Origin of the sequence: Streptomyces sp. NPDC086989, from assembly GCF_044745505.1 — a bacterium.
GTDB lineage: Bacteria > Actinomycetota > Actinomycetes > Streptomycetales > Streptomycetaceae > Streptomyces.
On record NZ_JBIVAL010000006.1, the window covers coordinates 469,886 to 492,217 of the forward strand.

Consider the following 22,332-nt stretch of genomic DNA (forward strand, 5'->3'; position numbering starts at 1 on the left):
AAGAGCCGTGGCAGCCATTCTGCCGCACGGGATGGGATGCGGCAGGGGCGGAAGTCCCGTGTCGGACCGGATGTTTCGACGTTTCTGCGTCCGGTGCCCGGCGCCGAACGGTCAGTGCTTCTTCCTGGTCTCCTCGGTCGCCTTCGCGGCGATCTCCTCCAGCACCTTCTTCGGGTCGCCGCCCGGCTCCACGGCGCGGCCGACGCTGCGCTTGATGGTGTCGCTGACCGTCACCCACGACGGGTCGTTCACCGGGTACAGCTGCGCCCCGCGCAGGGCCGTCAGGAAGAACTGGTCGTTGCTGTCGAGGCCGCCGCCGGACGGGGTGCGGGAGGCGGAGACGGTCGACGGCAGCAGGTGGTAGCGGCCCGCGAAGTCCGACAGGTTCTTGTCCTGGTAGATGAAGTCCAGGAACTTGCCGATCTCGGTGCGCTTGCCGTTCTGCTTGAACGCCATCATCCAGTCGGCGACACCCACGGCCGGCGGAGTCTCCCCGGCGCCGATCGTGTCGGCCACCGGCATGGGCGCGGTGCGGACGTCGATGCCCTTGGCCCGTGCCTCGTGCAGGAGTTGCGGGTAGCCGTTCAGCATGCCGACCTCACCGCGCACGAAGGCGGCGAAGGCGTCGGCGCGGTTCAGCTGCGAGGGCGGGACGGGGCCGGTCAGGCCGGCGCCCACCAGGTTGTCCTTCAGCCAGCGGAACGTCTGGATGTTCTGGTCGGAGGCCAGGTTGTAGTTGCCGCCGCTGTCGACGTAGCCGCCGCCGTTGCTGAGCTCCCAGATCATCGCCTCGGCGTGCGCCTCCTCAGGGCCCAGCGGCAGGGCGTACGGGTACTTCACGCCCTTGTCCTTGAGTGCCTTGGCGGCGGACTTCAGGTCGGACCAGGTCTTCGGCTCGCTGACGCCGGCCTGCCGGAAGAGGCCCTGGTTGTAGAAGAGGAGCCGGCTGCTCGCCACCCAGGGCAGGCCGTACAGGGTGTTCCCGACCGAACCGGCTTCGGCCAGCGGCTGGAGGAAGTTCGCCTCGGCGGTGACCGGTAGGAGTTCGTCCGCGGAATAGAGCTTGCCCTGCGCCGCGAAGTCCGAGTACGAGCCCATGAGGGCCATGTCGGGTGCATTGCCGGCCTTGACCATGCGGGAGACCTCGCGGTCGATGTCGGCCCACGGCAGGAGCTGGACCTCGACCTTGATGCCGGGGTTGGTCTTGGTGAAATCGGCCGTCACCTTGTCCCAGAACGCTTTGGAACTGGTGGCCTGGTTGTCTCCGTATTCGGCGGCGACCAGGCGCAGTGTGCCGCTGTCACCTGCGCTGTTTCCTGAACCGCTGCATCCGGACAGCGGGAGCAGCAGACCGAACACGACCGCGGTCGTGCCCGTTCCGAAGATTCTTCGTCGCACGGGTGTATTCCCCTGAATTTCTTTTGATTCCCGTTACTGCTTATGAGTTGCTCCGGGCCGGGGTGTCCGTCCACGACCCGTTGGCCGGAATTCTCTCCTGCGCGGGGGCGGTTGGTTCCATTGGGGCGGAACTTGTGGGCAATGCTCCAAGTGCGGCTTTTCCGGCTGGTGTTTTCCGATATGTGATCCACAAATCGGACGCGCGTAGACATGCCGAAACGCCCGGTTCCGGCACATTGGCTCCGCGGAACGGGTGGAGGGGTACGGATCAGGTCAGTCGGCGAACTCGCCGGCGTACGGGTCGGGCTCGCCCGTCTCCGGGTTGCGGCCCTCCTGCCAGCGGCGCTGGGCCTTGCGCCAGTGCACGAAACTGAGGTGCCCGCCGTCCCAGAAAGTGATGCTGACCGGACTCACGTCGAACTCGTCGGAGCAGAGCCGGAACAGGAACTCGGCCATGCCGTACGGGTGGACCGCGAAGGAGTCCGCGGTGTGCCGGCCGACCACCAGGACGGGCCAGCGGTCCGGATCGGGGTCGGTCGTGAGCCAGCAGAGGATGTCCGAGCCGCCGGTCACCCCCCACGCGATGATCGACTCGGGGTCCACGTCGAAGGCGGCCCGGCCGCCCTCCGCCTCCCAGAGCTGACGGGCGTTGGCGGTCTCCTCGGCCATCTCGGCCGGATCCCACTGGAGGCCGGGCTTGGGCAGCGGAAGGAGGATGCTGGCCTCGCCGTTGATGGAGCCCGCACCGAAGCGGCCCATGAAGGCGATGAAATCGGCCGGGAACCGGGTCCGCCAAACCGCTTCGGCGGCAGGCCAGTCGACGTCCTCGTCGGCACCGTGCGTCGCCGGCATGATCTGCTCCAGCGCCTTGATCCGCGCGTTCTCCGTCATGCCGCTCCCCTGAGACCCCAGCTCAACCGCCCCAACCTACCGCCGGGGCGGCGCGGGGCCTAGCCGTGGCCGCGGCGGCCGCCCCGGCCTTCGGGGACGGTGATGTCGAGCTGCGAGCCGACCCGCAGGCCCCATGCCGCCATGGCCCCGGCCTCGGCCTCCAGGACGTGCCGGGAGCGGAGCCGGGGGAGTCCGAGGCGGCCCGGGGCCATGGTGGTCAGGGCGATGACGCGCAGGCGGCGGTCGAGGTACGCCACGTCGATCGCGAACCGCATCCGGAACGTGTGCACGCTCCCGGCCGGGGTGAGGAGCAGGGCGGCGCCGGGGATGCCGTCGCGGCCCAGGAGCCCGCGGGTCCGGGCCCGGTAGGACGCCGCGATCTCCAGCGGCACCGGCGCCCGCCCCGGCCCGAGGCGGAGCAGGCCGTTGCTGGTGGTCATGGCCGCCAGGGTAGGGGCGGTTGGGCCCCCGGGCCCATGCGGGTGCCGGTGTCTGCGCCTACCTTCGGCGGATGGGGCTGGTCGTGATCATCGTTGCCGCGGTCGCCTACGGCGCGGCGGCGGGGCTGCTGTTGCCGCGGGCGGCGTACCGGTTGTCGGTCGAGCCGGGGGCCGGGTGGCGTGACCGCTGTCCCGAGGGCCACCCGGTCCCGGGCTGGCTGGGACCGCCCCGTTGCCGTCCCGCCCCCGCGGGGCCCCCGCCCCGCCCGTACCGGGCGGACGCCTCCGCGCAGCGGGACCCGCGGGGCGGCGCCGCCGGACGGCGGGAGCGGGACGCGGCCGCGGCCCCGCACGGGTACGGGGTGTCCGTGGTGGGGACCGTCCTCGGCTCCGGGGTGGTGTGCGGCGCCCTCGCCGCCGCGTGCGGGGGCCGGCCCGAAGGGGTCGTGTTCGTCGGGGTGGCGCCCGTACTGCTGCTGCTGGGGCTCGTCGATCTCGCCGTGCAGCGGCTGCCCGACGTACTGACCCTGCCCCTGGCGGCCGCCACCGCACTCGGCCTCGGCGCCGCCGCCCTCGTGCCCGGCGCCGGCGGGTCCTGGCGCGGCGCCCTCCTCGGCGGGGCCGCGCTCGGAGCCGCGTACCTGGGGCTCTTCCTGATCAACCCCGCCGGCATGGGCTTCGGCGACGTCAAGCTGGCGCTCGCCCTCGGGGTCATCCTTGGGTGGTACGGCTGGGGGGTATGGGCCGCCGGGGCCTTCCTCGGGTTCCTCTACGGGGCCCTGTACGGGCTCGGCCTTGTCCTGAAGGGCCCCGGCGGGGGTCAGACGGCCTTCGCGTTCGGCCCCTTCATGGCCGCTGGAGCCCTCACCGGAGTGCTGCTGGCCGGTTTCGGAGCGTAATCATCTTGCGCCGATGCACGCATAACGCTTTACGAAGGGTTATGGTGGAACCCCCCCCTCGGGCCGGTCCGTATCCCCCCCACGGACCGGCCCGTTTTTTGTTTCCACCAATCCCCGGGTGAAACCGCAGGTCAGCCCCGCTGGGCCCAGATGTTGGTGCCGGGGGTGGACACGGCGAAGGAGTCGATCTCCCTCAGCTCCTCCTCCGAGAGCGGCGCGCCGGCCAGTGCCGCCACGTTCTCCTCCAGCTGGAACACGCTCGACGCACCGATCAGCGCCGAGGTCATCCGCTCGTCCCGGAGCACCCAGTTCAGTGCCAGCTGCGCCAGCGACTGCCCGCGGCGGCCCGCGATCTCGTTCAGTCCGTGCAGGCGCCGGACGACGTCCTCCGAGAGCAGCATCGGGTTCAGGGACTTGCCCGAGGCGGCCCGCGAGCCCTCCGGGATGCCCTTCAGGTACTTGCCCGTCAGCAGCCCCTGCGCGAGCGGCGCGAAGGAGATGCAGCCCATGCCGGCGTCCTCCAGGGTGTCCAGCAGGCCGTCGTCCTCCGTCCAGCGGTTGATCATGGAGTACGAGGGCTGGTGGATGAGCGGGCGTACGCCCATCTCGCGCAGGATCCGCACCGCCTCGGCCGTCTGCTCGGCCGTGTACGAGGACACGCCCACGTACAGCGCCTTGCCCTGCTGCACCGCGGACGCGAGCGCGCCCATGGTCTCCTCCAGCGGGGTGTCCGGGTCGAAGCGGTGCGAGTAGAAGATGTCGACGTAGTCCACGCCCATCCGCTTCAGGGACGCGTCGAGCGAGCTCATCAGGTACTTCCGGCTGCCCCACTCGCCGTAGGGGCCTTCGTGCATGAAGTAGCCGGCCTTGGTGGAGAGGATCAGCTGGTCGCGGTACGACGCGAAGTCCTGCGCGAAGATCTTGCCGAAGTTGAGCTCGGCCGAGCCGGGGGGCGGGCCGTAGTTGTTCGCCAGGTCGAAGTGGGTGATGCCGAGGTCGAAGGCACGCCGCAGGATCGCGCGCTGGGTCTCCAGGGACTTGTCGTCACCGAAGTTGTGCCAGAGGCCGAGGGAGATGGCGGGGAGCTTGAGGCCGCTGTGGCCGGTGCGCCGGTACTGCATGGAGTCGTAGCGCGAGGGCTCTGCCCGATAGGGATTGTTATCAGTCACGTTGTCCTCCCTATCACGGACCTGTGACCGACCGAGTTGGGTACCCGATCCCGCCGCGCAGTAATGTGGCGGCCTCGGGGGAGGGACCGCATTTCTCACGGGGGCACTGCACGGAGGGGCTGGAAGATCGTGAAGCTGCGCGACCTGGTGTACAGGCTCTACGCACGCCGGGTGGAAGGCCGCCTCGACCATGACGCGGCGCCCAAGCACATCGGCGTGATCCTGGACGGGAACCGGCGCTGGGCGAAGGCGTCCGGAGGCACCACGGAGCAGGGCCACCAGGCGGGGGCCGACAAGATCTCCGAGATGCTGGGCTGGTGCACCGAGACGGACGTCGAGGTCGTCACCCTGTGGATGCTGTCCACGGACAACCTGGACCGGCCGGAAGTCGAGCTCCGCCCGCTGCTCAACATCATCGAGAACACGGTCCGGGGCCTCGCCGCGGACGGCCGCTGGCGCGTGCACCACGTCGGCAACCTCGACATCCTGCCCGGGCGGACCCAGTCCGTGCTCAAGGAGGCCGAAGAGGCCACCCGCGAGGTGGACGGGATACTGGTCAACGTCGCCGTCGGCTACGGCGGCCGCCAGGAGATCGCCGACGCGGTCCGCTCGCTCCTGCTGGAGCACGCGGAGAAGGGCACCTCCTTCGAGGAGCTCGCCGAGGTCCTCGACATCGACCACATCGCCGAGCACCTCTACACGCGCGGCCAGCCCGACCCGGACCTGGTGATCCGCACCAGCGGTGAGCAGCGGCTGTCCGGGTTCATGCTGTGGCAGAGCGCCCACTCCGAGTACTACTTCTGCGAAGTGTTCTGGCCCGCCTTCCGCAAGGTCGACTTCCTGCGCGCGCTGCGCGACTACGCGGCGCGCCACCGGCGGTACGGGACCTGATCCAGGCCGGCCCGGCCGCCACCCCGGGGCCCCTGCCGCCCCGGGGCCCTGCCTCCCGGGCGCCTGCCTCCCGGGCGCCTGCCTCGGGGCTCCCTGTCTCCAGGTTCCGGCCATGACCTGACGCCCCCTCGGGAGTCCCCGGGCCCCCTCGCGCATCGCCCCGGCAGCCCCTCCACCCCCTCCAGTCCTCGGGGCAAGGCCTTCACCAGGGATTCACCGAGCGTCCGTCATATGCCATGGCATGGCCGGGCCTGATCGGGGAATATCCCTTTCAGGTCGATGCCCGATCCACGGGTGTCGAGTCTCAGCGGACGGCATGGGGCCGTCCGCCCGGGAGGCCCTTTGCGCCAGGACGAACGTGCCATCGCACGGACGGAGTGGGAGGGCCGGAAATCGGCCCCTGCATGGGTGCCGATGACCGGTCCGGTCTTCATGGCCCGACCTCTTCCGAGGGGGTACGTCCTTCCGTGGTGACCAGCACAAAGCGCCGCCTGCCCGACAGGCGGACCTACGTCCTCGACACCAGCGTCCTGCTGGCAGACCCCAACGCGATCTCCCGCTTCGACGAGCACGAGGTCGTGCTCCCGATCGTGGTGATCACCGAGCTGGAGGCAAAGAGGCACCATCCCGAACTCGGCTACTTCGCCCGTCAGGCCCTGCGCCTGCTCGACGACGTCCGGGTTCGCTACGGTCGCCTCGACGCACCCATCCCGCTGGGCGATCTGGGCGGCACCCTGCGTGTCGAGCTCAACCACTCCGACCCCGGTGTCCTGCCGGCCGGCTTCCGACTGGGGGACAACGACTCGCGCATCCTCGCGGTCGCCCGCAACCTCCAGGCCGAGGGCTACGACGTCACGGTCGTCTCGAAGGACCTCCCGCTGCGCATCAAGGCCTCCTCCGTGGGGCTGCTCGCCGAGGAGTACCGGGCGGAGCTCGCGATCACCGATGCCGGCTGGACCGGCATGAGCGAGCTCGCGCTGTCCGGGGAGCAGGTCGACCTGCTCTACTCCGAGGAGCGGCTCTACGTACCGGAGGCCGCCGAACTGCCGGTGCACACCGGACTGGTCCTCCAGTCCGAACGCGGCAAGGCCCTGGGCCGGGTCACCCCCGACGGCAACGTGCGGCTCGTACGGGGCGACCGCGAGGCCTTCGGGCTGCACGGCCGCAGCGCCGAGCAGCGCATCGCCCTGGACCTGCTGCTCGACCCGGAGATCGGCATCATCTCCATGGGCGGCCGGGCCGGCACCGGAAAGTCGGCGCTGGCGCTGTGCGCGGGCCTGGAGGCGGTGCTGGAGCGCAGGCAGCACCAGAAGGTGATGGTCTTCCGGCCGCTGTACGCGGTGGGCGGCCAGGACCTCGGCTACCTGCCCGGTGACGCCAACGAGAAGATGAGCCCCTGGGCGCAGGCGGTGTTCGACACCCTCTCGGCGGTGGCCGGGCGCGAGGTCATCGAGGAGGTGCTGAACCGCGGGATGCTGGAGGTCCTGCCGCTCACGCACATCCGAGGGCGTTCGCTGCACGACGCCTTCGTGATCGTGGACGAGGCGCAGTCGCTGGAGCGCAATGTCCTGCTGACCGTTCTGTCCCGGATCGGGGCCAATTCGCGGGTCGTTCTGACCCACGACGTCGCCCAGCGGGACAACCTGAGGGTCGGCCGGTACGACGGAGTGGTCGCCGTCGTCGAGAAGCTGAAGGGGCATCCGCTCTTCGCCCACGTCACGCTCGCCCGCTCCGAGCGCTCCCCGATCGCCGCACTGGTCACCGAGATGCTCGAATCCCTGTAACCGGGAACGGGGGCAAAACCCCCATAGCGGGAGCGAGAGTTGGGGCCGCCCGGCAAAGGCCCGAGAGCCTAGCCGGGCGGCGTCGTGCTGCACAGGCCTTTGTCGAAAACAACGGCAGCATGCCAGGTGTGACCTTTCCCACGCAATGGAGAATTGCCTTGCGGCGCACGGGTCCGGCAGAGTCTGTTTTCCGTCAGGCCCCGCATACGGCACTCCCCCGGACTTCGTCCGGGGGGACCCCAGTACCTCCCGTGAGGTACGACCGCAGCACCACAACTCCACAGTCGTTCGCCGTATGCCGCCCGAGCTTCACGCGGCAGCCCCCGCAAGGGAGTTGCCCACGGGCCCGCGTCTCCAGTGATCGCAGCACCACGGAGGCCAGTGTCAAGGGGCACTATTGCGCCCGCCCGGTCACTGCGGACGCTGCTGGAAGGACACCGTGTGAGCCGGATCTCGGTCCGGGGATTCGCAGTGGCTTCGGCCACCGCAGTCACCACCGTCGGCGCAGTCGTGGGCGTTGCCGCTGGCGACCCCGCAGCTTCGAACGATCTCGAGACCACCGCGTCCGGGGCGACCCTCCTCAGCGACATCCCGGTCGGCGAGCAGGCGCAGGTCCAGAACGCGTCCCTGACGCAGCAGGCCGACGCCATCGCCCAGGGCGCCGACACCGACGCCAAGCGCGTCGCCGAGGAAGCCGCCCGCATCCAGGCCGCCGAGGACGCCAAGTCCAAGAAGGCCGAGGCGCAGAAGGCCGCCGACGAGAAGGCGAAGAAGGACCGCGAGGAGAAGGAGCAGATCGCAAGCCGCTCCGCCGCCCGCAGCGCCGGGGACTTCGCCGTCCAGAGCTCCTACACGGTCGCCCAGGTCAAGGACATCGCCCGCCAGATCGTTCCGGCCGGGCAGTTCCAGTGCTTCTCGAACATCATCAACGAGGAGTCCACCTGGAACTACAAGGCCGTCAACTCGTCCTCGGGCGCGTACGGTCTGGTCCAGGCCCTGCCGGGTTCGAAGATGTCCTCGGTCGCCGACGACTGGCGCACCAACCCGGCCACCCAGATCCAGTGGGGCCTCAACTACATGAACGGCCGCTACGGCAGCGCGTGCAGCGCGTGGAGCTTCCACCAGGCCAACGGCTGGTACTAGTACCGCTCAACCTCGAGGAGCCCCGCACCGTCATACGGTGCGGGGCTCCTCGCGTGTACGGTCTTTCGAGGTGGGTCCACGGGCGGGGGAGAGGAAAGACATGACGAAGAGGGCAGGCTGGATCGGCCGGCTCGGCAACAGGCTGAGCCGCATGGAGGCGCGGCTCAACGAGCGGCGGGCCGAGGTCGAGGCGGAGAACGCCGTCCCCGTGCCCGTGCCGGCCGTCGCCGCGGGTGTCCCGGCGGCTCCGGCCACCCCGTCACCCGGCACCGCCGCCGAGCACCCCGTACACCCCGGGCACCCGGCCCACCCGTACCCACCCGTCCAGGGCGGGCGCCCCGACCCGGTGAGCGTCGTCCCGTGGGGGATGCGGGTCGCCGCCGAGGTCAGCTGGCGGCTGCTGCTGCTCGCGGGGATGCTCTGGGTGGTGATGAAGGTGATCAGCGAAGTCCGCCTGGTCGTCCTCGCCTTCGCGGCCGCCCTGCTCGTCACCGCGCTGCTCCAGCCGTTCGTGGTGCGGCTGCGCCGCCTCGGGCTGCCGCGCGGGCTCGCCACCGCCGTCACCGCGATCCTCGGGTTCGTGATCATCGGCCTGGTGGGCTGGTTCGTGGTCTGGCAGGTCATGGAGAACCTGGACGATCTCTCCGCCCGCGTCCGCGACGGCATCAACGAGCTCAAACTCTGGGCACTGGACAGTCCGTTCCACGTGACCGAGAAGCAGATCAACGACATCGCGAAGAACCTCAGCGAGACCATCGGCACCAACACCGAGCAGATCACCTCCGCCGGCCTCCAGGGCGTGACGGTCCTCGTCGAGGTGCTCACGGGCATCCTGCTCGCGATGTTCTCGACGCTGTTCCTGCTCTACGACGGCAAGCGCATCTGGACCTGGGTGCAGGGCCTGGTGCCGGCCGCTGCCCGGCCCGGTGTCGCGGGCGCCGGTCCGCGCGCCTGGCGCACGCTGACGGCGTACGTGCGCGGCACGGTGCTCGTCGCCCTCATCGACGCCATCTTCATCGGTCTCGGCATCTACTTCCTCAAGGTGCCGATGGCGGTGCCGCTGGCCGTGTTCATCTTCCTGTTCGCGTTCATCCCGCTCGTCGGCGCGGTGGTCTCCGGGGCCCTGGCGGTGGTCGTCGCCCTGGTGACGCAGGGGCCGTGGACCGCGCTGATGGTGCTGGCCGTGGTGCTGGCGGTGCAGCAGATCGAGGGGCACGTGCTCCAGCCGTTCATCCTGGGCCGGGCGGTACGGGTGCATCCGCTCGCGGTGGTGCTGTCGGTGGCCGCGGGCGGCATGATCGCGGGCATCGGCGGAGCGGTGGTCGCCGTTCCGCTGGTCGCCGTCACGAACACCGTGGTCGTCTACCTGAGGGCCTACTCGCGCGACCAGCTCCTCCACGGCGCCGCCCCGGCCGGTCCCGGCCCGCACGGGTCGACGGCCGTGGAGCAGGCCCTCCATGACCCCGGGCATGATCAGCGAGCCTGAGCTCGACGGGCAGTGGGAGGCCGGCCGGCCGCCCGGCCCGGCGGTGGAGCCCGAGGCTCCGCGTGAGCGGGTACGGGGACCCCGCAGGGCCTGGTCATGGGCCCTCGGCGGGGCTGTGGCGGCCTCGGTCGTCTGGGCCGGTGTCCTGACGGTGCAGGATCGTTTCAGCGACGCCGCGCCGCGGATCGCCTACCGGCACGTCGAGGACCTGTGCAAGCTCAAGCTGCCCGCGGTGTCCGCGTCCACCACGCAGCTCACGGGGGACTACGGGCGTCACGAGGAGCACCCCGCGCTGGACTGGGCGTACTGCGCGCACGGCGCGCCGTACACCGAAGGCCGCTTGTCGTTCGATGCCGAGGTGCTGGTCCAGCTGCACAAGAAGGACGATCCCCGCACGGAGTTCGGTGCGGGCCCCACCGGCCTCGGGGGCATCGGGGCCATGGCCGGTTCGGGCGGCGAGGTGGAGCAGGTCCCCGGACTCGGCGAACGGGCGCTGCTCACCAGCCGGGTCGGCGGTTCACGGCTCGAAGTGCTCGACGGGGGCGCCGTCTTCAGCCTCACCGTTCAGTGGTACGGGGGGCCGGACACCGCGGACCCGGACGAGGACGCCGTCCGTGCGGCGATGCTCGAGGACATGCGCGCCCTCATGGCGGCGCTGCGGAAGTGAACGACAGGGCCCCCGCGGCCGGGAACGGCTGCGGGGGCCCTGGTGCGCGTACCGGGTTCTACTCGGCGGCGAGGGCGGCCTCGGCGTCGAGCGTGACCGCGACGGCCTGGATCACCGAGGCGATCTTGAAGGCCTCCTGGATCGTCTCGCGGTCGACGCCGGCCTTGCGCAGGACCTGCTCGTGCGAGTCCAGGCACTGGCCGCAGCCGTTGATCGCGGAGACCGCGAGCGACCACAGCTCGAAGTCGACCTTCTCCACGCCCGGGTTGCCGATGACGTTCATCCGCAGACCGGCCCGCAGCGTGCCGTACTCCGGGTCGGAGAGCAGGTGGCGGGTGCGGTAGAAGACGTTGTTCATCGCCATGATCGCGGCGGCGGACTTGGCGGCGGTGTACGCCTCCGGCGACAGCGCCGCCTTCGCCTCCGGCTCCAGCTCACGCAGGACGCGCGGGGAGCGGGCGGCGATCGCGCAGGACAGGACGGTGCCCCACAGCTGCTGCTGCGAGAGGGTGTCCTGGTTGCCGATGACCGAGCCGACGTTCAGCTTCAGGTCCTTGGCGAAGTCCGGTATGGCGGACTTGAGGGAGTCGAGGGACATCCGTCACTCACCGGCCAGCAGCGCGCCGGCGTCCAGGGTGCCCTCGCCCTTGTTCCAGTTGCAGGGGCACAGCTCGTCGGTCTGCAGGGCGTCGAGGACCCGCAGGACCTCCTTGGGGTTACGGCCCACGGAACCGGCGGTCACCATCGTGAACTGGATCTCGTTGTTCTGGTCGACGATGAACACGGCGCGCTGCGCGAAGCCGTCCTCGCCCTGCACGCCGCAGGCCTGCATGAGCTCGTGCTTGGAGTCAGCCAGCATCGGGAAGGGCAGGTCACGCAGGTCGGCGTGGTCCTTGCGCCAGGCGTGGTGGACGAACTCGGAGTCGCCGGAGACGCCGAGGATCTGGGCGTCGCGGTCGGCGAACTCGTCGTTCAGCTTGCCGAAGGCGGCGATCTCGGTCGGGCAGACGAAGGTGAAGTCCTTCGGCCAGAAGAACACCACGCGCCACTTGCCCTCGTAGGTCTTGTGGTCGATCTGGGCGAACTCGCTGCCGGCTTCCAGCGAGACGCAAGCGGTCAGATCGTAGGCGGGGAACTTGTCACCGACAGTGAGCACGTGCTCTCCTTGCGCGACGGGAAAGGGGTCCCTTTTGGGGGCTTTCCCTGAGGGGTTGGACGGTCTCACATGCTGGCACAGGCATCATTGATCGCGGAAATCGCAAAGGGTGGTCGCGCTGATCAGGCTTCCCTATCAATGTGCGCGCGGGCGCAGCTAGCCTTGTGGTCGGTGATCGGAGGTGCCTATCAGTGGCTGTCGGCAACAGGGGAGCGAAGCAGGCGACGCTCGCACAGCTGCGCGCGTTCGCCGCCGTGGCCGAACACCTGCACTTCAGGGACGCCGCCGCGGCCATCGGGATGAGCCAGCCGGCGCTCTCGGGCGCCGTCTCCGCCCTGGAGGAGGCCCTCGGCGTGCAGCTCCTGGAGCGCACCACCCGCAAGGTGCTGCTCTCCCCCGCGGGTGAGCGGATCGCCGCCCGGGCCCGGGCGGTCCTCGACGCCATGGGCGGGCTGCTGGAGGAGGCCGAGGCGGTACGGGCCCCCTTCACCGGGATCCTGAGGCTCGGGGTGATCCCGACGGTCGCGCCCTACCTGCTGCCGACCGTCCTCGGGCTGTTCCACCGCCGCTACCCCCGGATGGACCTCCAGGTGCACGAGGAGCAGACCTCCTCGCTGCTGGACGGGCTGGCCGCCGGGCGGCTCGACCTGCTGCTGCTCGCGGTGCCGCTGGGTGTCCCAGGGGTCACCGAACTGCCGGTCTTCGACGAGGACTTCGTCTTCCTCGCGCCCCGCGAACACCCGCTGGCCGGCCGCAAGGACATTCCGCGGGAGGAACTGCGGGGCCTGCAACTGCTGTTGCTCGACGAGGGGCACTGCCTGCGCGACCAGGCCCTGGACATCTGCCGCGAGGCGGGGCGGACCGACGGGGCGGACGTCACCACGACCGCCGCCGGGCTGTCCACCCTCGTACAACTGGTCGCCGGGGGAATGGGGGTGACCTTGTTGCCGCGCACCGCGCTGCGGCTGGAGACCGCCCGCAACGAGTACCTGGCCACGGGTTACTTCGCCGAGCCCGCGCCCTCGCGGCGGATCGCGCTGGCGATGCGCACGGGGACGGCCCGCCAGGAGGAGTTCCGGGCCATCGCCGGCGCCCTGCGCGAGGCCGTGCGCCCGCTCCCGGTGTGGCCCGCCGCGTAGAACGGACCTGTGGCCCGTCGCGCAGGGCGGACCCGCCGGGGCGGGCACCGAGGCCCGGCCGATCCGGACCGGTACGCCGGTCATCCGGGACGGCGCCGCACCGGGCGCGCGGGGCCGGTGGAGACGGCGCTGCGTCCGGCGGGCAGGGCGAGGACGGCCTTGGCGCGGAGCGTCGACCGCAGCGCGGCTCGGGCCTCCCGGGCGGGGGCCGGCCCTCGACTTCGGTGACGCCGGCGTCGGCGTCCCGCCCGCCCTGCGGCCATTCGTAGGGACTTTCGCCCCGCGCGCGACGGTTCGCCGCGGTGCCCGGGAGCGGCTGGCAGTTTGAGGGCAAAGGGCCCTGTTCCCGGAAGCTCTCGAAAGGCGCGCCATGCACGCACCCCCCACCGATGTCGCCGCCCTCCCGCCCCAGCAGTCGGGCGAGCCCGCCCGGACGGCCTCCCAGCCCTCCGGCGAACCCCTCGGCAAGGGGGCCGGGCCCGCCTGGTGGATGTGGGCCATGGCCTCGGGGCTCTTCCTCGTCTACATGCTGCTGTCGCTGCGCACCCATGAGCGGCTGCTGTCGCACAGCTTCGACTTGGCGATCTTCGAGCAGGCCGTCCGCTCCTACGCGGAGGGTCACCTGCCCGTCTCCGAGGTCAAGGGGCCGGACTTCCCCGTCCTCGGCGATCACTTCTCGCCGGTCCTCGTCACGCTCGCCCCCCTGTACTGGCTGTGGCCGTCGGCGCGGACCCTGCTGGTCGCGCAGGCAGCGCTGATCGCCGTCAGCGTCCTGCCGCTCGCCCAGTGGGCGCGCCGGGCGCTGGGTTCCACCGCCGCCCTGGTCCTCGGGGTCTGTTACGGGCTCTCGTGGGGCATTGCCAGCGCCGTCGGGTTCGACTTCCACGAATGGGCGTTCGCCGTACCGCTCCTGGCCTGCTCGCTCGCCGCGCTGGGCGAGGGACGGCGGCGCGCGGCGGCGTTGTGGGCGCTGCCGCTGGTGCTCGTGAAGGAGGACATGGGGCTCACCGTGGCGGCGATCGGCCTGGTCATCGCCTGGCAGGGCAGTCGTGGCAGCGGCTGGCGCACCGGCTGGCGCGGGCGTCGGCGGGGGATCGCCCTCGCCGCGGCGGGTCTGGTGTGCACGGGGCTGGCCATGCTGGTGTGGCTGCCGGCCCTCAACCCGAGCGGCTCGTACTTCTACGCCGCCTTCCTGGGCGGCGGCCCCGCGGGCGGTGCGGGTGGCGCCGGCGCGGCCGGGGGCGGTTTCGGCGCGCTGCTGCAGAAGCTCACCATCGGACTCGTCATCCCCGAGACCAAGGTGGCGACCCTCGCGCTGCTGCTCGCGCCGACCCTCTTCCTGGCCCTGCGCTCGCCTCTGGTCCTGATCGCCCTGCCGACCGTGCTGTGGCGGGGCGTCTCGGACTACCAGTCCCACTGGGGCACCGGCTTCCAGTACTCGCTCACGCTGATGCCGATCCTGTTCGCGGCCTTCATCGACGCCCTGCACCGGCGGGGCACGACGGCCGCCGGACTGCGCCGGTACCTGGCGGGGGCGGCCGGGGTCTGTGCCCTGCTGCTGCCCTCGCACGCGTTCGGGCAGATGCTCCAGCCGCCGTTCTGGGACACGGATCCGCGGGTGGCGGTGGCTCACCGGCTGATGGACCGGATCCCGGACGGCGCCAGGGTCCAGGCCTCGGACTACCTGGTGCCCCACCTGGCGGACCGGACGAGCGTGAGCCTCTACGGCTGGGCCGACAGCCGGCCCGACCCGGAATGGATCATGGTGGACACGGCGGTGGCCCCCCAACTGCACTGGCCGCTGTCGCCCGTGGCCGAGGCCGTCTCCCTCAACCAGGCCCGGCAGCGGGGGTACCGCACCGTGGCCGAGGAGAACGGGTTCGTCCTCCTGAGGCGGCCCTGATCGGTCCTGCGGCGATCGGCCCTGATCGGCCCTGGTCCGGTCCCCGGTCTGGTCCTGGTCCGGTCCGGGTCCGGTCACGCCCCGCGGGCCGTGCGGGCCGGTTCCCGGATCCGTGCCGTCAGGACTCGGGCGGGATGCGGGGCCGGCCGCGCGGCGGGATGGGCGCGGCCCCGCCCGGCAGCCGCCCGGCCTCGGCCAGGGCCCGCCGCAGCAGGAACTCGATCTGCGCGTTGGCGCTGCGCAGGTCCTCGCCCGCCCAGCGCGCGAGGGCGTCGTACACCTGAGGGTCGAGCCGCAGCAGCACCTGCTTGCGCGCCTGCCGCCCCGCCCGCGGGGCCTTCTCCCGCCCCCGGCCCGGCTGCGGGTCCTGCGGCTCGCCGGCGGGACTCACTGGTAGAGCGTGCCCGCGTTGACGACCGGCTGGGCGGCCCGGTCCCCGCAGAGGACCACCATCAGGTTCGAGACCATGGCGGCCTTGCGCTCCGGGTCCAGGTCCACGATGTCCTCCTCCGCCAGCCGGGTCAGGGCCAATTCGACCATGCCGACGGCCCCTTCGACGATCTGCTTGCGGGCCGCCACGACCGCGCCCGCCTGCTGGCGCTGGAGCATCGCGGAGGCGATCTCCGGAGCGTACGCCAGGTGCGTGAACCGGGACTCGATGATGTGGACGCCGGCGGCCTCGACCCGGGCGTGCAGTTCGAGCGCGAGCTTCTCGGTGATCTCCTCGGCGTTGCCGCGCAGCGACAGCCCGCCCTCCTCGTGCGCGTCGTACGGGTACTCGATCGCGATGTGCCGGACCGCCGCCTCGGTCTGGGTCTCGACGAACTCGGTGAAGTCCTCCACCTCGAACGTGGCCCGCGCGGTGTCCTCCACCCGCCACACCACGACCGCGGCCAGCTCGATCGGGTTGCCGTACGCGTCGTTGACCTTCAGGACGGCCGTCTCGTGGTTGCGGACCCGGGTGGAGATCTTCTCCCGCGACGTCAGCGGGTTGACCCAGCGCAGGCCGTCCGTGCGGATCGTCCCCCGGTAGCGGCCGAACAGCTGGACCACGCGGGCCTCGCCCGGCGCCACCGTGTTCAGTCCGCTCATCGAGACGACCGCGACGATGATCAGCAGCACGCCCGGCGGTATCAGGGACGCGTGCATGACGTCCCCGCCCGCGGTCACGCCCAGGGCTATCAGAGCCGCACCCGCCACCGCCCCCAACAGGCCCAGCAGCAGGGCCAGTCCACCGCCCACGCTGCGCGCCGTGAACTCCCGTACGCCTGCGGCGGGCGCCGTCGTCTTCGTCATGTTCTGCCCCGATTCGCTTGGTCGCGGCCGGTCGAGCCGTCTAGCAAAGTGATATCACTTTTTTGGGTCGCCGCAACCCTCCGGGCGTTCCGCGCGTCGGTTCCCTTGATGTGGGTGCTGATTCTCACGTCCGAAATGACCAATATTGGCCATGGTTGGCTGACCTTTGTCACAACCTGCGGTGTTAGCTTTCTGAGCTGACGTCGGGGGGGAAATCGAGCGGAGCGGGAGCGATGGGCCGAGCAGAAGCGCGTAAGGCGCAGCAGCGCAGTACGCGACGGGCGCCGCGCGGGCGCGCCACGGGGAAGGGGCGCACCGGCAAGCAGGCCGGCATACGTCGCTTCTTCACCTGGAAGAAGATCCTCGGGGCGTTCTTCGGGATGGTCCTGCTCGGCATGGGCGCCCTCGTCGCCCTGTACTTCTACGTGGACGAGCCCGACCCGAACGCCGACGCACTCACGCAGAGCAACGTCTACAAGTACGCCGACGGCTCGATCATGGCGCGCGACGGCAAGATGAACCGCGAGATCGTGCCGATCGGCCGGGTTCCCAAGGAAGTCCAGACCGGCTTCATCGCCATCGAGAACAAGTCCTTCTACCAGGACCAGGGCGTCGACTTCCTGGGCATCGCGCGCGGCCTGTTCAACACGGTCACCGGCAAGGGCACGGCCGGCGGTTCGACGATCACCCAGCAGTACGTCAAGAACTTCTACCTGAACCAGGACCAGACGCCGACCCGCAAGCTCAAGGAGCTGGTGATCTCCCTCAAGGTCGACCAGCGCATGGAGAAGCCGGACATCCTCGCGGGGTACCTGAACACCAGTTACTTCGGCCGCGGGGCCTACGGCATCCAGGCCGCGGCCCAGGCCTACTACGGTGTCGACGTCGACAAGCTGACCCTGGAGCAGGGCGCTTACCTCGCGGCCGTCCTCCAGGCGCCCAGCGACTACGACTGGGCGACCGCCGGCCCGAACGGCAAGCGGCTGGTCATGGTCCGCTTCAACGGTGTCCTCGACAACATGGTCGAGATGGGCGCCCTGGACCCCGCCAAGCGCAAGGAACTGAAGTTCCAGGAGCCGGTCAAGCCCAAGGCCGCCCCCGGAATGGAGGGCCAGAAGGGCTACCTGAAGCAGGCGGCCGACGCCGAACTGCGCAGGCAGACCAATATGACCGCCCAGATGCTCCAGGCCGGCGGCTGGGAGATCACCCTCAACATCGACCCCAAGAAGCAGGCCGCGCTGGAGAAGGCCGTGCAGGACGAGCTGGAGTCCAAGCTCGACCGCAAGGACCGGCCCGTCGACGCCGCCGTGCAGGCGGGCGCCACGTCCGTGGACCCGAAGACCGGCGCGGTCGTCGCGATGTACGGCGGCACCGGCCTCGGCGACCACTGGTCGAGCAACGCCCTGCGCCAGGACTTCCAGCCCGGCTCGACGTTCAAGCCGATCGTGCTCGCCTCCGCGCTGGAGAACCACGCGAAGACGCACGACGGCAAGCTCATCACGCCGAACGCGCTGTACGACGGCACCAGCAAGCGCCCCGTCGTCGGCAGCGACACCCCGTTCGCACCGCAGAACCAGGACAACGCGAACTACGGCGACCCGCTGCTGACCGTCCAGGCGGCCACCAACTCCTCCGTGAACTCGGTCTACGCCCAGATGATCGTGGACGTCGGTCCGCCGGCCGTGAAGAAGACGGCCCTCCAGCTCGGCATGAAGGACCGTCCGGGCTGGCCGGAGGACAAGCCGGCCATGTCGCTGGGCACGATGAGCGCCAACACCCTGGAGATGGCCGGCGTCTACGCCACCTTCGACGCCCACGGCAAGAAGATCACCCCGACGGTCATCAAGAGCGCCAAGCACGCCGACCGCGACTTCAAGCCGGTCGAGTCCGTCGGCGGCCAGGCCATCACCCGTGAGACCGCGGACACGGTGACCAAGGTGCTCACCGGCGTCGTCCAGGACGGCTCCGGCAAGGCCGTGCGCAGCTCGGCCTACGAGGCCGCCGGCAAGACCGGCACCACCGAGTCCAACGTGGCCGCCTGGTTCACCGCGTACACGCCCGAACTCGTCACCGTCGTCGCGATGTTCGGCGAGGAGCCCGGCACGGCCAAGCAGACCACCCTCACCGGTACCGCGGGCGGTGGCCGTGCGGGTGGTTCCAGCTTCCCGGCCGAGATCTGGAAGGCGTACACGCTGGCCGCGCTGAAGGGCGTGGACACCGGCGAGTTCGACCTCTCCGAGGCCAACATGGGCCCCACGATGGCGCCGAGCCGCAGCAGCTCCCCGTCGAGCTCCACGTCCGCCTCCACGCCGTCCGCACCGGTCTCGCCGTCGCAGAACAGCCCGGACCCCAGCAAGAGTTCGCAGGGCCCGAGCAAGAGCCCCTCGAAGAGCCCGGACCCGTCCAAGAGCCCGGACCCGTCGAAGAGCCCGGACCCGTCGAAGAGCCCGCCGCTCACGCTCCCGTAGCGGGAGCACAACGCCCTGACACACCGCCGCCCCGCAGCATCCGTGCTGCGGGGCGGCGGCGTGTCACGGCCGGGATCAGCGCCGGTCGTGCGCCCCCGGCAGCGGGAGCTCGAACCAGACCACCTTGCCGCTGCTCAGCCGGGTGGCGCCCCAGCGCCGGGCCATCCGGTTGACGAGGAACAGCCCGCGGCCGCCCTCGTCGGTCTCCCGGGCCCGGCGCTGGCGCGGCAGCTGCGGGGAGTCGTCGCCGACCTCGCAGCGCAGTACGTCGGTCCGCAGCAGGCGCAGCGTCACCGGCCGCTCCGCGTACCGGACGGCATTGGTGACCACCTCGCTGACCAGCAGTTCGAGCGAGTCCTCGAGCTCCTCCAGGCCCCACCGGGTCAGCGCGCGGCGGGCGAACCGGCGGGCCCGGCCCGGAGCGGTCTCCTCCGGGTCCAGGAACCAGTACGCGACGTCACTGGGCGCGATCCCGTCGAACCGGGCCGCGAGCAGCGCGATGTCGTCGTCCCGGTCACCGGGGCCGAGCATGTCCAGGACGTCGTCGCAGAGCGCCTCCAGCGGCGGCGGGTGGTCCAGGCCGGTCAGCTGGGCCGTGGTGGCGAGCCGCTCGCGCAGCTGCTCGATGCCGGTCCACACGTCGCGCAGCCGCGACTCCACCAGGCCGTCGGTGTACAGGAGCAGGGTGGCCCCCGCGGGGGCGTCCAGCTCCACGGCCTCGAAGTCCACGCCGCCGACGCCGATGGGCGCGCCGGGGGGTACGCGGAGCACCTCCGCGCGGCCCCCGAGGTGCAGCAGCACGGGCGGCGGGTGGCCGGCGTTGGCGATGGTGATCCGGTGCGAGACCGGGTCGTACACCGCGTACAGGCAGGTGGCCATCCGGTCGGAGCCCAGGCGCTGCGCCTGCTCGTCCAGGTGGTGCAGGACCTCGGCGGGCGGCAGGTCCAGCTGGGCCAGGGTCTGCGCGGTGGTGCGGAGCTGGCCCATGATCGCGGCGGACGTCATGGAGTGGCCCATGACGTCGCCGACGACCAGCGCGACGCGGCTGCCGGGCAGCGGTATCGCGTCGTACCAGTCGCCGCCGACCCGGGCCGTCTCGGCGGCGGGCAGGTAGCGCGAGGCGAGGCGGACCCCGGTGGGCTGGGGGAGGCTGTCGGGCAGCATGGTGCGCTGGAGCTCGTCGGCGATGTACGCCTCGCGGCCGTACAGGACCGCCTTGTCGATGCCGAGCGCGGTGTGCGTGGCCAGCTGGGCGGCGACCAGGAGGTCGTTCTGCTCGAACGCGGGCCGCTCGGGGCTGCGCAGGAACACCGCGGCGCCGATGACGCGGCGGCGGCCCCGCAGCGGCGCCAGGATGGCCCGCTGGCCGCGCGGTACGGGGTGCTCCGCACCGAGCAGCTCCGGCAGCGCGTCCTTGGCCCCGGCGGCGGACCCGAACACGGGCCGGACGCCGCGCAGCACTTCGGCGAGCGCCCCGCCGTGGCGGATCTCGCACAGCTCGGCCGCGGGCAGGTCACCCTGCGGGCCGACCATGGGCAGCTGGCTGAAGTCGAGCTCGCCCGCGGCCCCCGCGGCCCCGGCGCCCTCCGCTCCCGTCAGATCGTCGATCGGCCGGAGCCGGTCGGTGCGGCGCAGCCTTAAAACGACCGAGCCGACGGGACGCTCGTCGCCCACCGGCAGGGGATCCCGCAGGTAGACGAGGATGGCGTCCGAGAAGGTCGGCACGGTGGCCCGGCACAGGCCGAGCACGATCTCGTCGAGGTCGATGCCGCGGGCGATCCGCCGGGTCGCGGCGCCCACGAACCGCAGCCGGTCCCCTTCGCGCCGGGCCACTGCGCCGTCCGGAGCCGGGCCGTCGGCGCCCGCGGACACCGCGTCCGACGCCCCGCCGGCTCTGTCGACGGCGGTGCCGGTGCCGGAGGTACCGGGGGCGAGGCCGGCCGTGCCGGTGCCGTCCACGTCCGCGTACCCGTCCCCGTCGGCGTCGACGGGGACGGGTACGGGCGCGGCGGCGGGCGCGGTGGCCTCCGCCCCGGCCGTGCGGGGGCGCGCCGTGGGCCCGGCCCCGTCCGGGGCGGGCTGTTCGGTGCGGGGGTGCGGGCCGCCCGGCAGCGCGGCCGCCGGCCGGTCCTGGCCGTCGGCGGCCCGGCCCGGGGCCTCGCCCCGGGCCTCGTGGGCGCGCCCTGCGGCCGGGTCCCCGTCCGGGGCGCTCGCCCCGTGCGCTGCGTTCCGTGCGGCTTCGCCGTCGCGCCAACGGGAGCCGCCCGCCGCGGTGTTCCGGGCCGCCTCGGCGTCCCGGCCGCGGCGGCCGGCCGCGCCCTGGGCGGCGGCCGCGCGGGAGCGGCCGCGGGCCGGGCGGGGGCTGCCGTCCTGTGGGGCGGCCGCGCCCTCGGCACGAGGGTGCGGGACGTCCGAGCGGACGGGTTCGTCGCCGGGCGCGGCCGCACCGCGTACGGCTTCGGCCGCGGGGACGGGGGCCTTGCCGTGGCCCAGTTCGTCCGCACCCGCGCCGCGCGCAGGCACGGCGGGGCCGCCCGGGGCCGGTGTCGCGGCGGCCGCGGCAGGCTGCGGGCCCTCCTGCGAGGTGGGGTACTCCGTCACGCGTGGAATTCCGTCCGTTTGCGCTCGATGTGCGCTGCACTCAACTCGGTCAGTCGCGGTATACCCGCTCAGCGGCGGGGGCACCATCGCCCGCGGTTCCGCGTCCCGCTCGTTACCTCTCGCTCTGCGTTGACCTCCGGTCAAGTCCCGCGTACGGCACGACATTTACGGATGTGCAGCCGGGCGCCCCTCTCGCGCGCGACCTGCGGAGGCAGATCTTACGTTTGAACCCCGGGGGCGCATCAAGGGTCTCATGAGGTCATATGCGCCGGGGTGCGGTCCCAGTCCTCGGGCAGGGCCGGAACGTCCCATGCGGAATCCGGCCGCCAGTCCTGCCAGCCGTCGGAGAACGGCGCCCCCCACGCCTTGATCACGTCAACCGCCGCCCGCCCAGCGGCCTGCACCCGGCGGGCCTGTTCCGCGTCCATCAGACCGGACTGCTGGGCCTGCGCGAACTCGTCCTCGTCGAGCCACCTCCAGGTGCGGTCCGGGTAGACGGAGATGTCCAGGAAGTGGTCCACGGAGTCAACCCCGCCGGACCACCGCGTGCGCGGCTCCTCCAGGTTCACGTACCAGTTCTTGAACCGCCAGCCGTGCTCCCAGAACAGCCACACCGACCAGGGGTCCCCGGGCCGGGCCAGCTTCAGCACGCCGGCGCCGAACCAGCGCGCCCGTACGGTGGTGCGCGGCGCGGTGTACCGGGTGGCGAGCGGTTCCTCGTGGACGGGGGTGCCGTCGGCCAGCACGGGCTTGACGCACTCGGTGCCCGGGGCCATCCACACCGCCAGCAGCTCGTCGGTGTCCTGCACCACGGTCACCGGACGGCAGATGTGGACCGCGCCCTTCAGGTCCGGGGCGAGATCGCGGTAGCGCCACAGGATCTGCTCCCCGGGCCGCCAGCGGGTGCCCTGCGCGTCGTCGCCGCCCCCGCGGCCTCCGGTACCTGTCATGCGCAGATCTTAGGGCTGAGGCCCCCGCGCCCGCTGCGGTGCAGGTCACGG

19 protein-coding genes are annotated in these 22,332 nt (G+C 71.7%); 9 read left to right on the plus strand and 10 right to left on the minus strand.

Annotated elements, in window-relative coordinates:
- Positions 1–111 precede the first annotated feature (111 nt).
- The 3 genes from ACIPK4_RS17780 to ACIPK4_RS17790 form a co-directional block, all read right to left on the minus strand.
- Complete coding sequence (locus tag ACIPK4_RS17780; protein WP_054224129.1) at positions 112–1,398, minus strand: extracellular solute-binding protein; 1,287 nt, start codon at positions 1,396–1,398, stop codon at positions 112–114.
- A gap of 273 nt (positions 1,399–1,671) precedes the next feature.
- Positions 1,672–2,289 (minus strand): SMI1/KNR4 family protein, encoded by a 618-nt coding sequence (locus ACIPK4_RS17785; protein WP_402313566.1) that lies wholly within the window; start codon positions 2,287–2,289, stop codon positions 1,672–1,674.
- Between the two features lie 59 nt (positions 2,290–2,348).
- On the minus strand, positions 2,349–2,729 hold the full coding sequence (locus ACIPK4_RS17790; protein ID WP_402313568.1) for a DUF192 domain-containing protein: 381 nt from the start codon (positions 2,727–2,729) through the stop codon (positions 2,349–2,351).
- Positions 2,730–2,800: 71 nt separating this feature from the next.
- Here ACIPK4_RS17790 and ACIPK4_RS17795 point away from each other — a divergent pair, with 71 nt between their 5' ends.
- Entirely contained in the window at positions 2,801–3,628 is an 828-nt protein-coding gene (locus ACIPK4_RS17795) for a prepilin peptidase (protein ID WP_402313570.1), read from the plus strand.
- A gap of 131 nt (positions 3,629–3,759) precedes the next feature.
- Here ACIPK4_RS17795 and mgrA read toward each other — a convergent pair whose 3' ends face one another.
- A complete protein-coding gene (gene mgrA, locus ACIPK4_RS17800) occupies positions 3,760–4,797 on the minus strand; it encodes an L-glyceraldehyde 3-phosphate reductase (RefSeq protein ID WP_402313572.1) in 1,038 nt (345 codons plus the stop codon).
- A 129-nt stretch (positions 4,798–4,926) separates the two neighbouring features.
- Between mgrA and ACIPK4_RS17805 the strand changes: the two genes are divergently transcribed.
- The 5 genes from ACIPK4_RS17805 to ACIPK4_RS17825 all read left to right on the plus strand — a co-directional run bounded on the left by ACIPK4_RS17805 (position 4,927) and on the right by ACIPK4_RS17825 (position 10,768).
- On the plus strand, positions 4,927–5,688 hold the full coding sequence (locus ACIPK4_RS17805; protein WP_054224124.1) for an isoprenyl transferase: 762 nt from the start codon (positions 4,927–4,929) through the stop codon (positions 5,686–5,688).
- Positions 5,689–6,155: 467 nt separating this feature from the next.
- Positions 6,156–7,472 carry a PhoH family protein gene (locus tag ACIPK4_RS17810; RefSeq protein ID WP_054224123.1) on the plus strand — a complete coding sequence of 439 codons (1,317 nt, stop codon included), beginning with the start codon at positions 6,156–6,158 and terminating at the stop codon, positions 7,470–7,472.
- A 423-nt stretch (positions 7,473–7,895) separates the two neighbouring features.
- Positions 7,896–8,615, plus strand: a complete 720-nt coding sequence (locus ACIPK4_RS17815) for a transglycosylase SLT domain-containing protein (protein ID WP_376201292.1) — start codon at positions 7,896–7,898, stop codon at positions 8,613–8,615.
- A gap of 100 nt (positions 8,616–8,715) precedes the next feature.
- The gene (locus ACIPK4_RS17820; protein ID WP_402313574.1) at positions 8,716–10,101 is read left to right on the plus strand and encodes an AI-2E family transporter; all 1,386 of its coding nucleotides are present in this window, start codon (positions 8,716–8,718) and stop codon (positions 10,099–10,101) included.
- Entirely contained in the window at positions 10,085–10,768 is a 684-nt protein-coding gene (locus ACIPK4_RS17825) for a hypothetical protein (RefSeq protein WP_402313576.1), read from the plus strand. Before ACIPK4_RS17820 ends, ACIPK4_RS17825 begins: the two co-directional genes overlap by 17 nt.
- 58 nt (positions 10,769–10,826) lie before the next feature.
- Here ACIPK4_RS17825 and ACIPK4_RS17830 read toward each other — a convergent pair whose 3' ends face one another.
- Both ACIPK4_RS17830 and ACIPK4_RS17835 read right to left on the minus strand, forming a co-directional pair.
- A complete protein-coding gene (locus ACIPK4_RS17830) occupies positions 10,827–11,366 on the minus strand; it encodes an alkyl hydroperoxide reductase (protein WP_054224119.1) in 540 nt (179 codons plus the stop codon).
- A 3-nt stretch (positions 11,367–11,369) separates the two neighbouring features.
- Positions 11,370–11,924: a peroxiredoxin gene (locus ACIPK4_RS17835; protein ID WP_402313578.1), complete on the minus strand. Its 555-nt coding sequence runs from the start codon at positions 11,922–11,924 to the stop codon at positions 11,370–11,372.
- Positions 11,925–12,115: 191 nt separating this feature from the next.
- On the opposite strand from ACIPK4_RS17835, the gene ACIPK4_RS17840 reads away from it, so the two are divergent.
- Together ACIPK4_RS17840 and ACIPK4_RS17845 are read left to right on the plus strand one after the other, a co-directional pair.
- The gene (locus ACIPK4_RS17840; protein WP_402313580.1) at positions 12,116–13,063 is read left to right on the plus strand and encodes a hydrogen peroxide-inducible genes activator; all 948 of its coding nucleotides are present in this window, start codon (positions 12,116–12,118) and stop codon (positions 13,061–13,063) included.
- Positions 13,064–13,433: 370 nt separating this feature from the next.
- A complete protein-coding gene (locus tag ACIPK4_RS17845; protein WP_402313582.1) occupies positions 13,434–14,966 on the plus strand; it encodes a DUF2079 domain-containing protein in 1,533 nt (510 codons plus the stop codon).
- A 118-nt stretch (positions 14,967–15,084) separates the two neighbouring features.
- On the opposite strand, the gene ACIPK4_RS17850 is transcribed toward ACIPK4_RS17845, so the two are convergent.
- Together ACIPK4_RS17850 and ACIPK4_RS17855 are read right to left on the minus strand one after the other, a co-directional pair.
- Positions 15,085–15,357 carry a hypothetical protein gene (locus ACIPK4_RS17850; protein ID WP_054224115.1) on the minus strand — a complete coding sequence of 91 codons (273 nt, stop codon included), beginning with the start codon at positions 15,355–15,357 and terminating at the stop codon, positions 15,085–15,087.
- Positions 15,354–16,262 (minus strand): SPFH domain-containing protein, encoded by a 909-nt coding sequence (locus tag ACIPK4_RS17855; protein ID WP_054224114.1) that lies wholly within the window; start codon positions 16,260–16,262, stop codon positions 15,354–15,356. Before ACIPK4_RS17855 ends, ACIPK4_RS17850 begins: the two co-directional genes overlap by 4 nt.
- A 233-nt stretch (positions 16,263–16,495) precedes the next feature.
- Here ACIPK4_RS17855 and ACIPK4_RS17860 point away from each other — a divergent pair, with 233 nt between their 5' ends.
- Positions 16,496–18,730: a transglycosylase domain-containing protein gene (locus ACIPK4_RS17860; protein ID WP_402313584.1), complete on the plus strand. Its 2,235-nt coding sequence runs from the start codon at positions 16,496–16,498 to the stop codon at positions 18,728–18,730.
- A 75-nt stretch (positions 18,731–18,805) separates the two neighbouring features.
- On the opposite strand, the gene ACIPK4_RS17865 is transcribed toward ACIPK4_RS17860, so the two are convergent.
- On the minus strand, positions 18,806–20,842 hold the full coding sequence (locus tag ACIPK4_RS17865) for a SpoIIE family protein phosphatase (RefSeq protein ID WP_402313679.1): 2,037 nt from the start codon (positions 20,840–20,842) through the stop codon (positions 18,806–18,808).
- Between the two features lie 740 nt (positions 20,843–21,582).
- Entirely contained in the window at positions 21,583–22,281 is a 699-nt protein-coding gene (locus ACIPK4_RS17870) for a DUF402 domain-containing protein (RefSeq protein ID WP_402313586.1), read from the minus strand.
- Between the last annotated feature and the right edge of the window lie 51 nt (positions 22,282–22,332).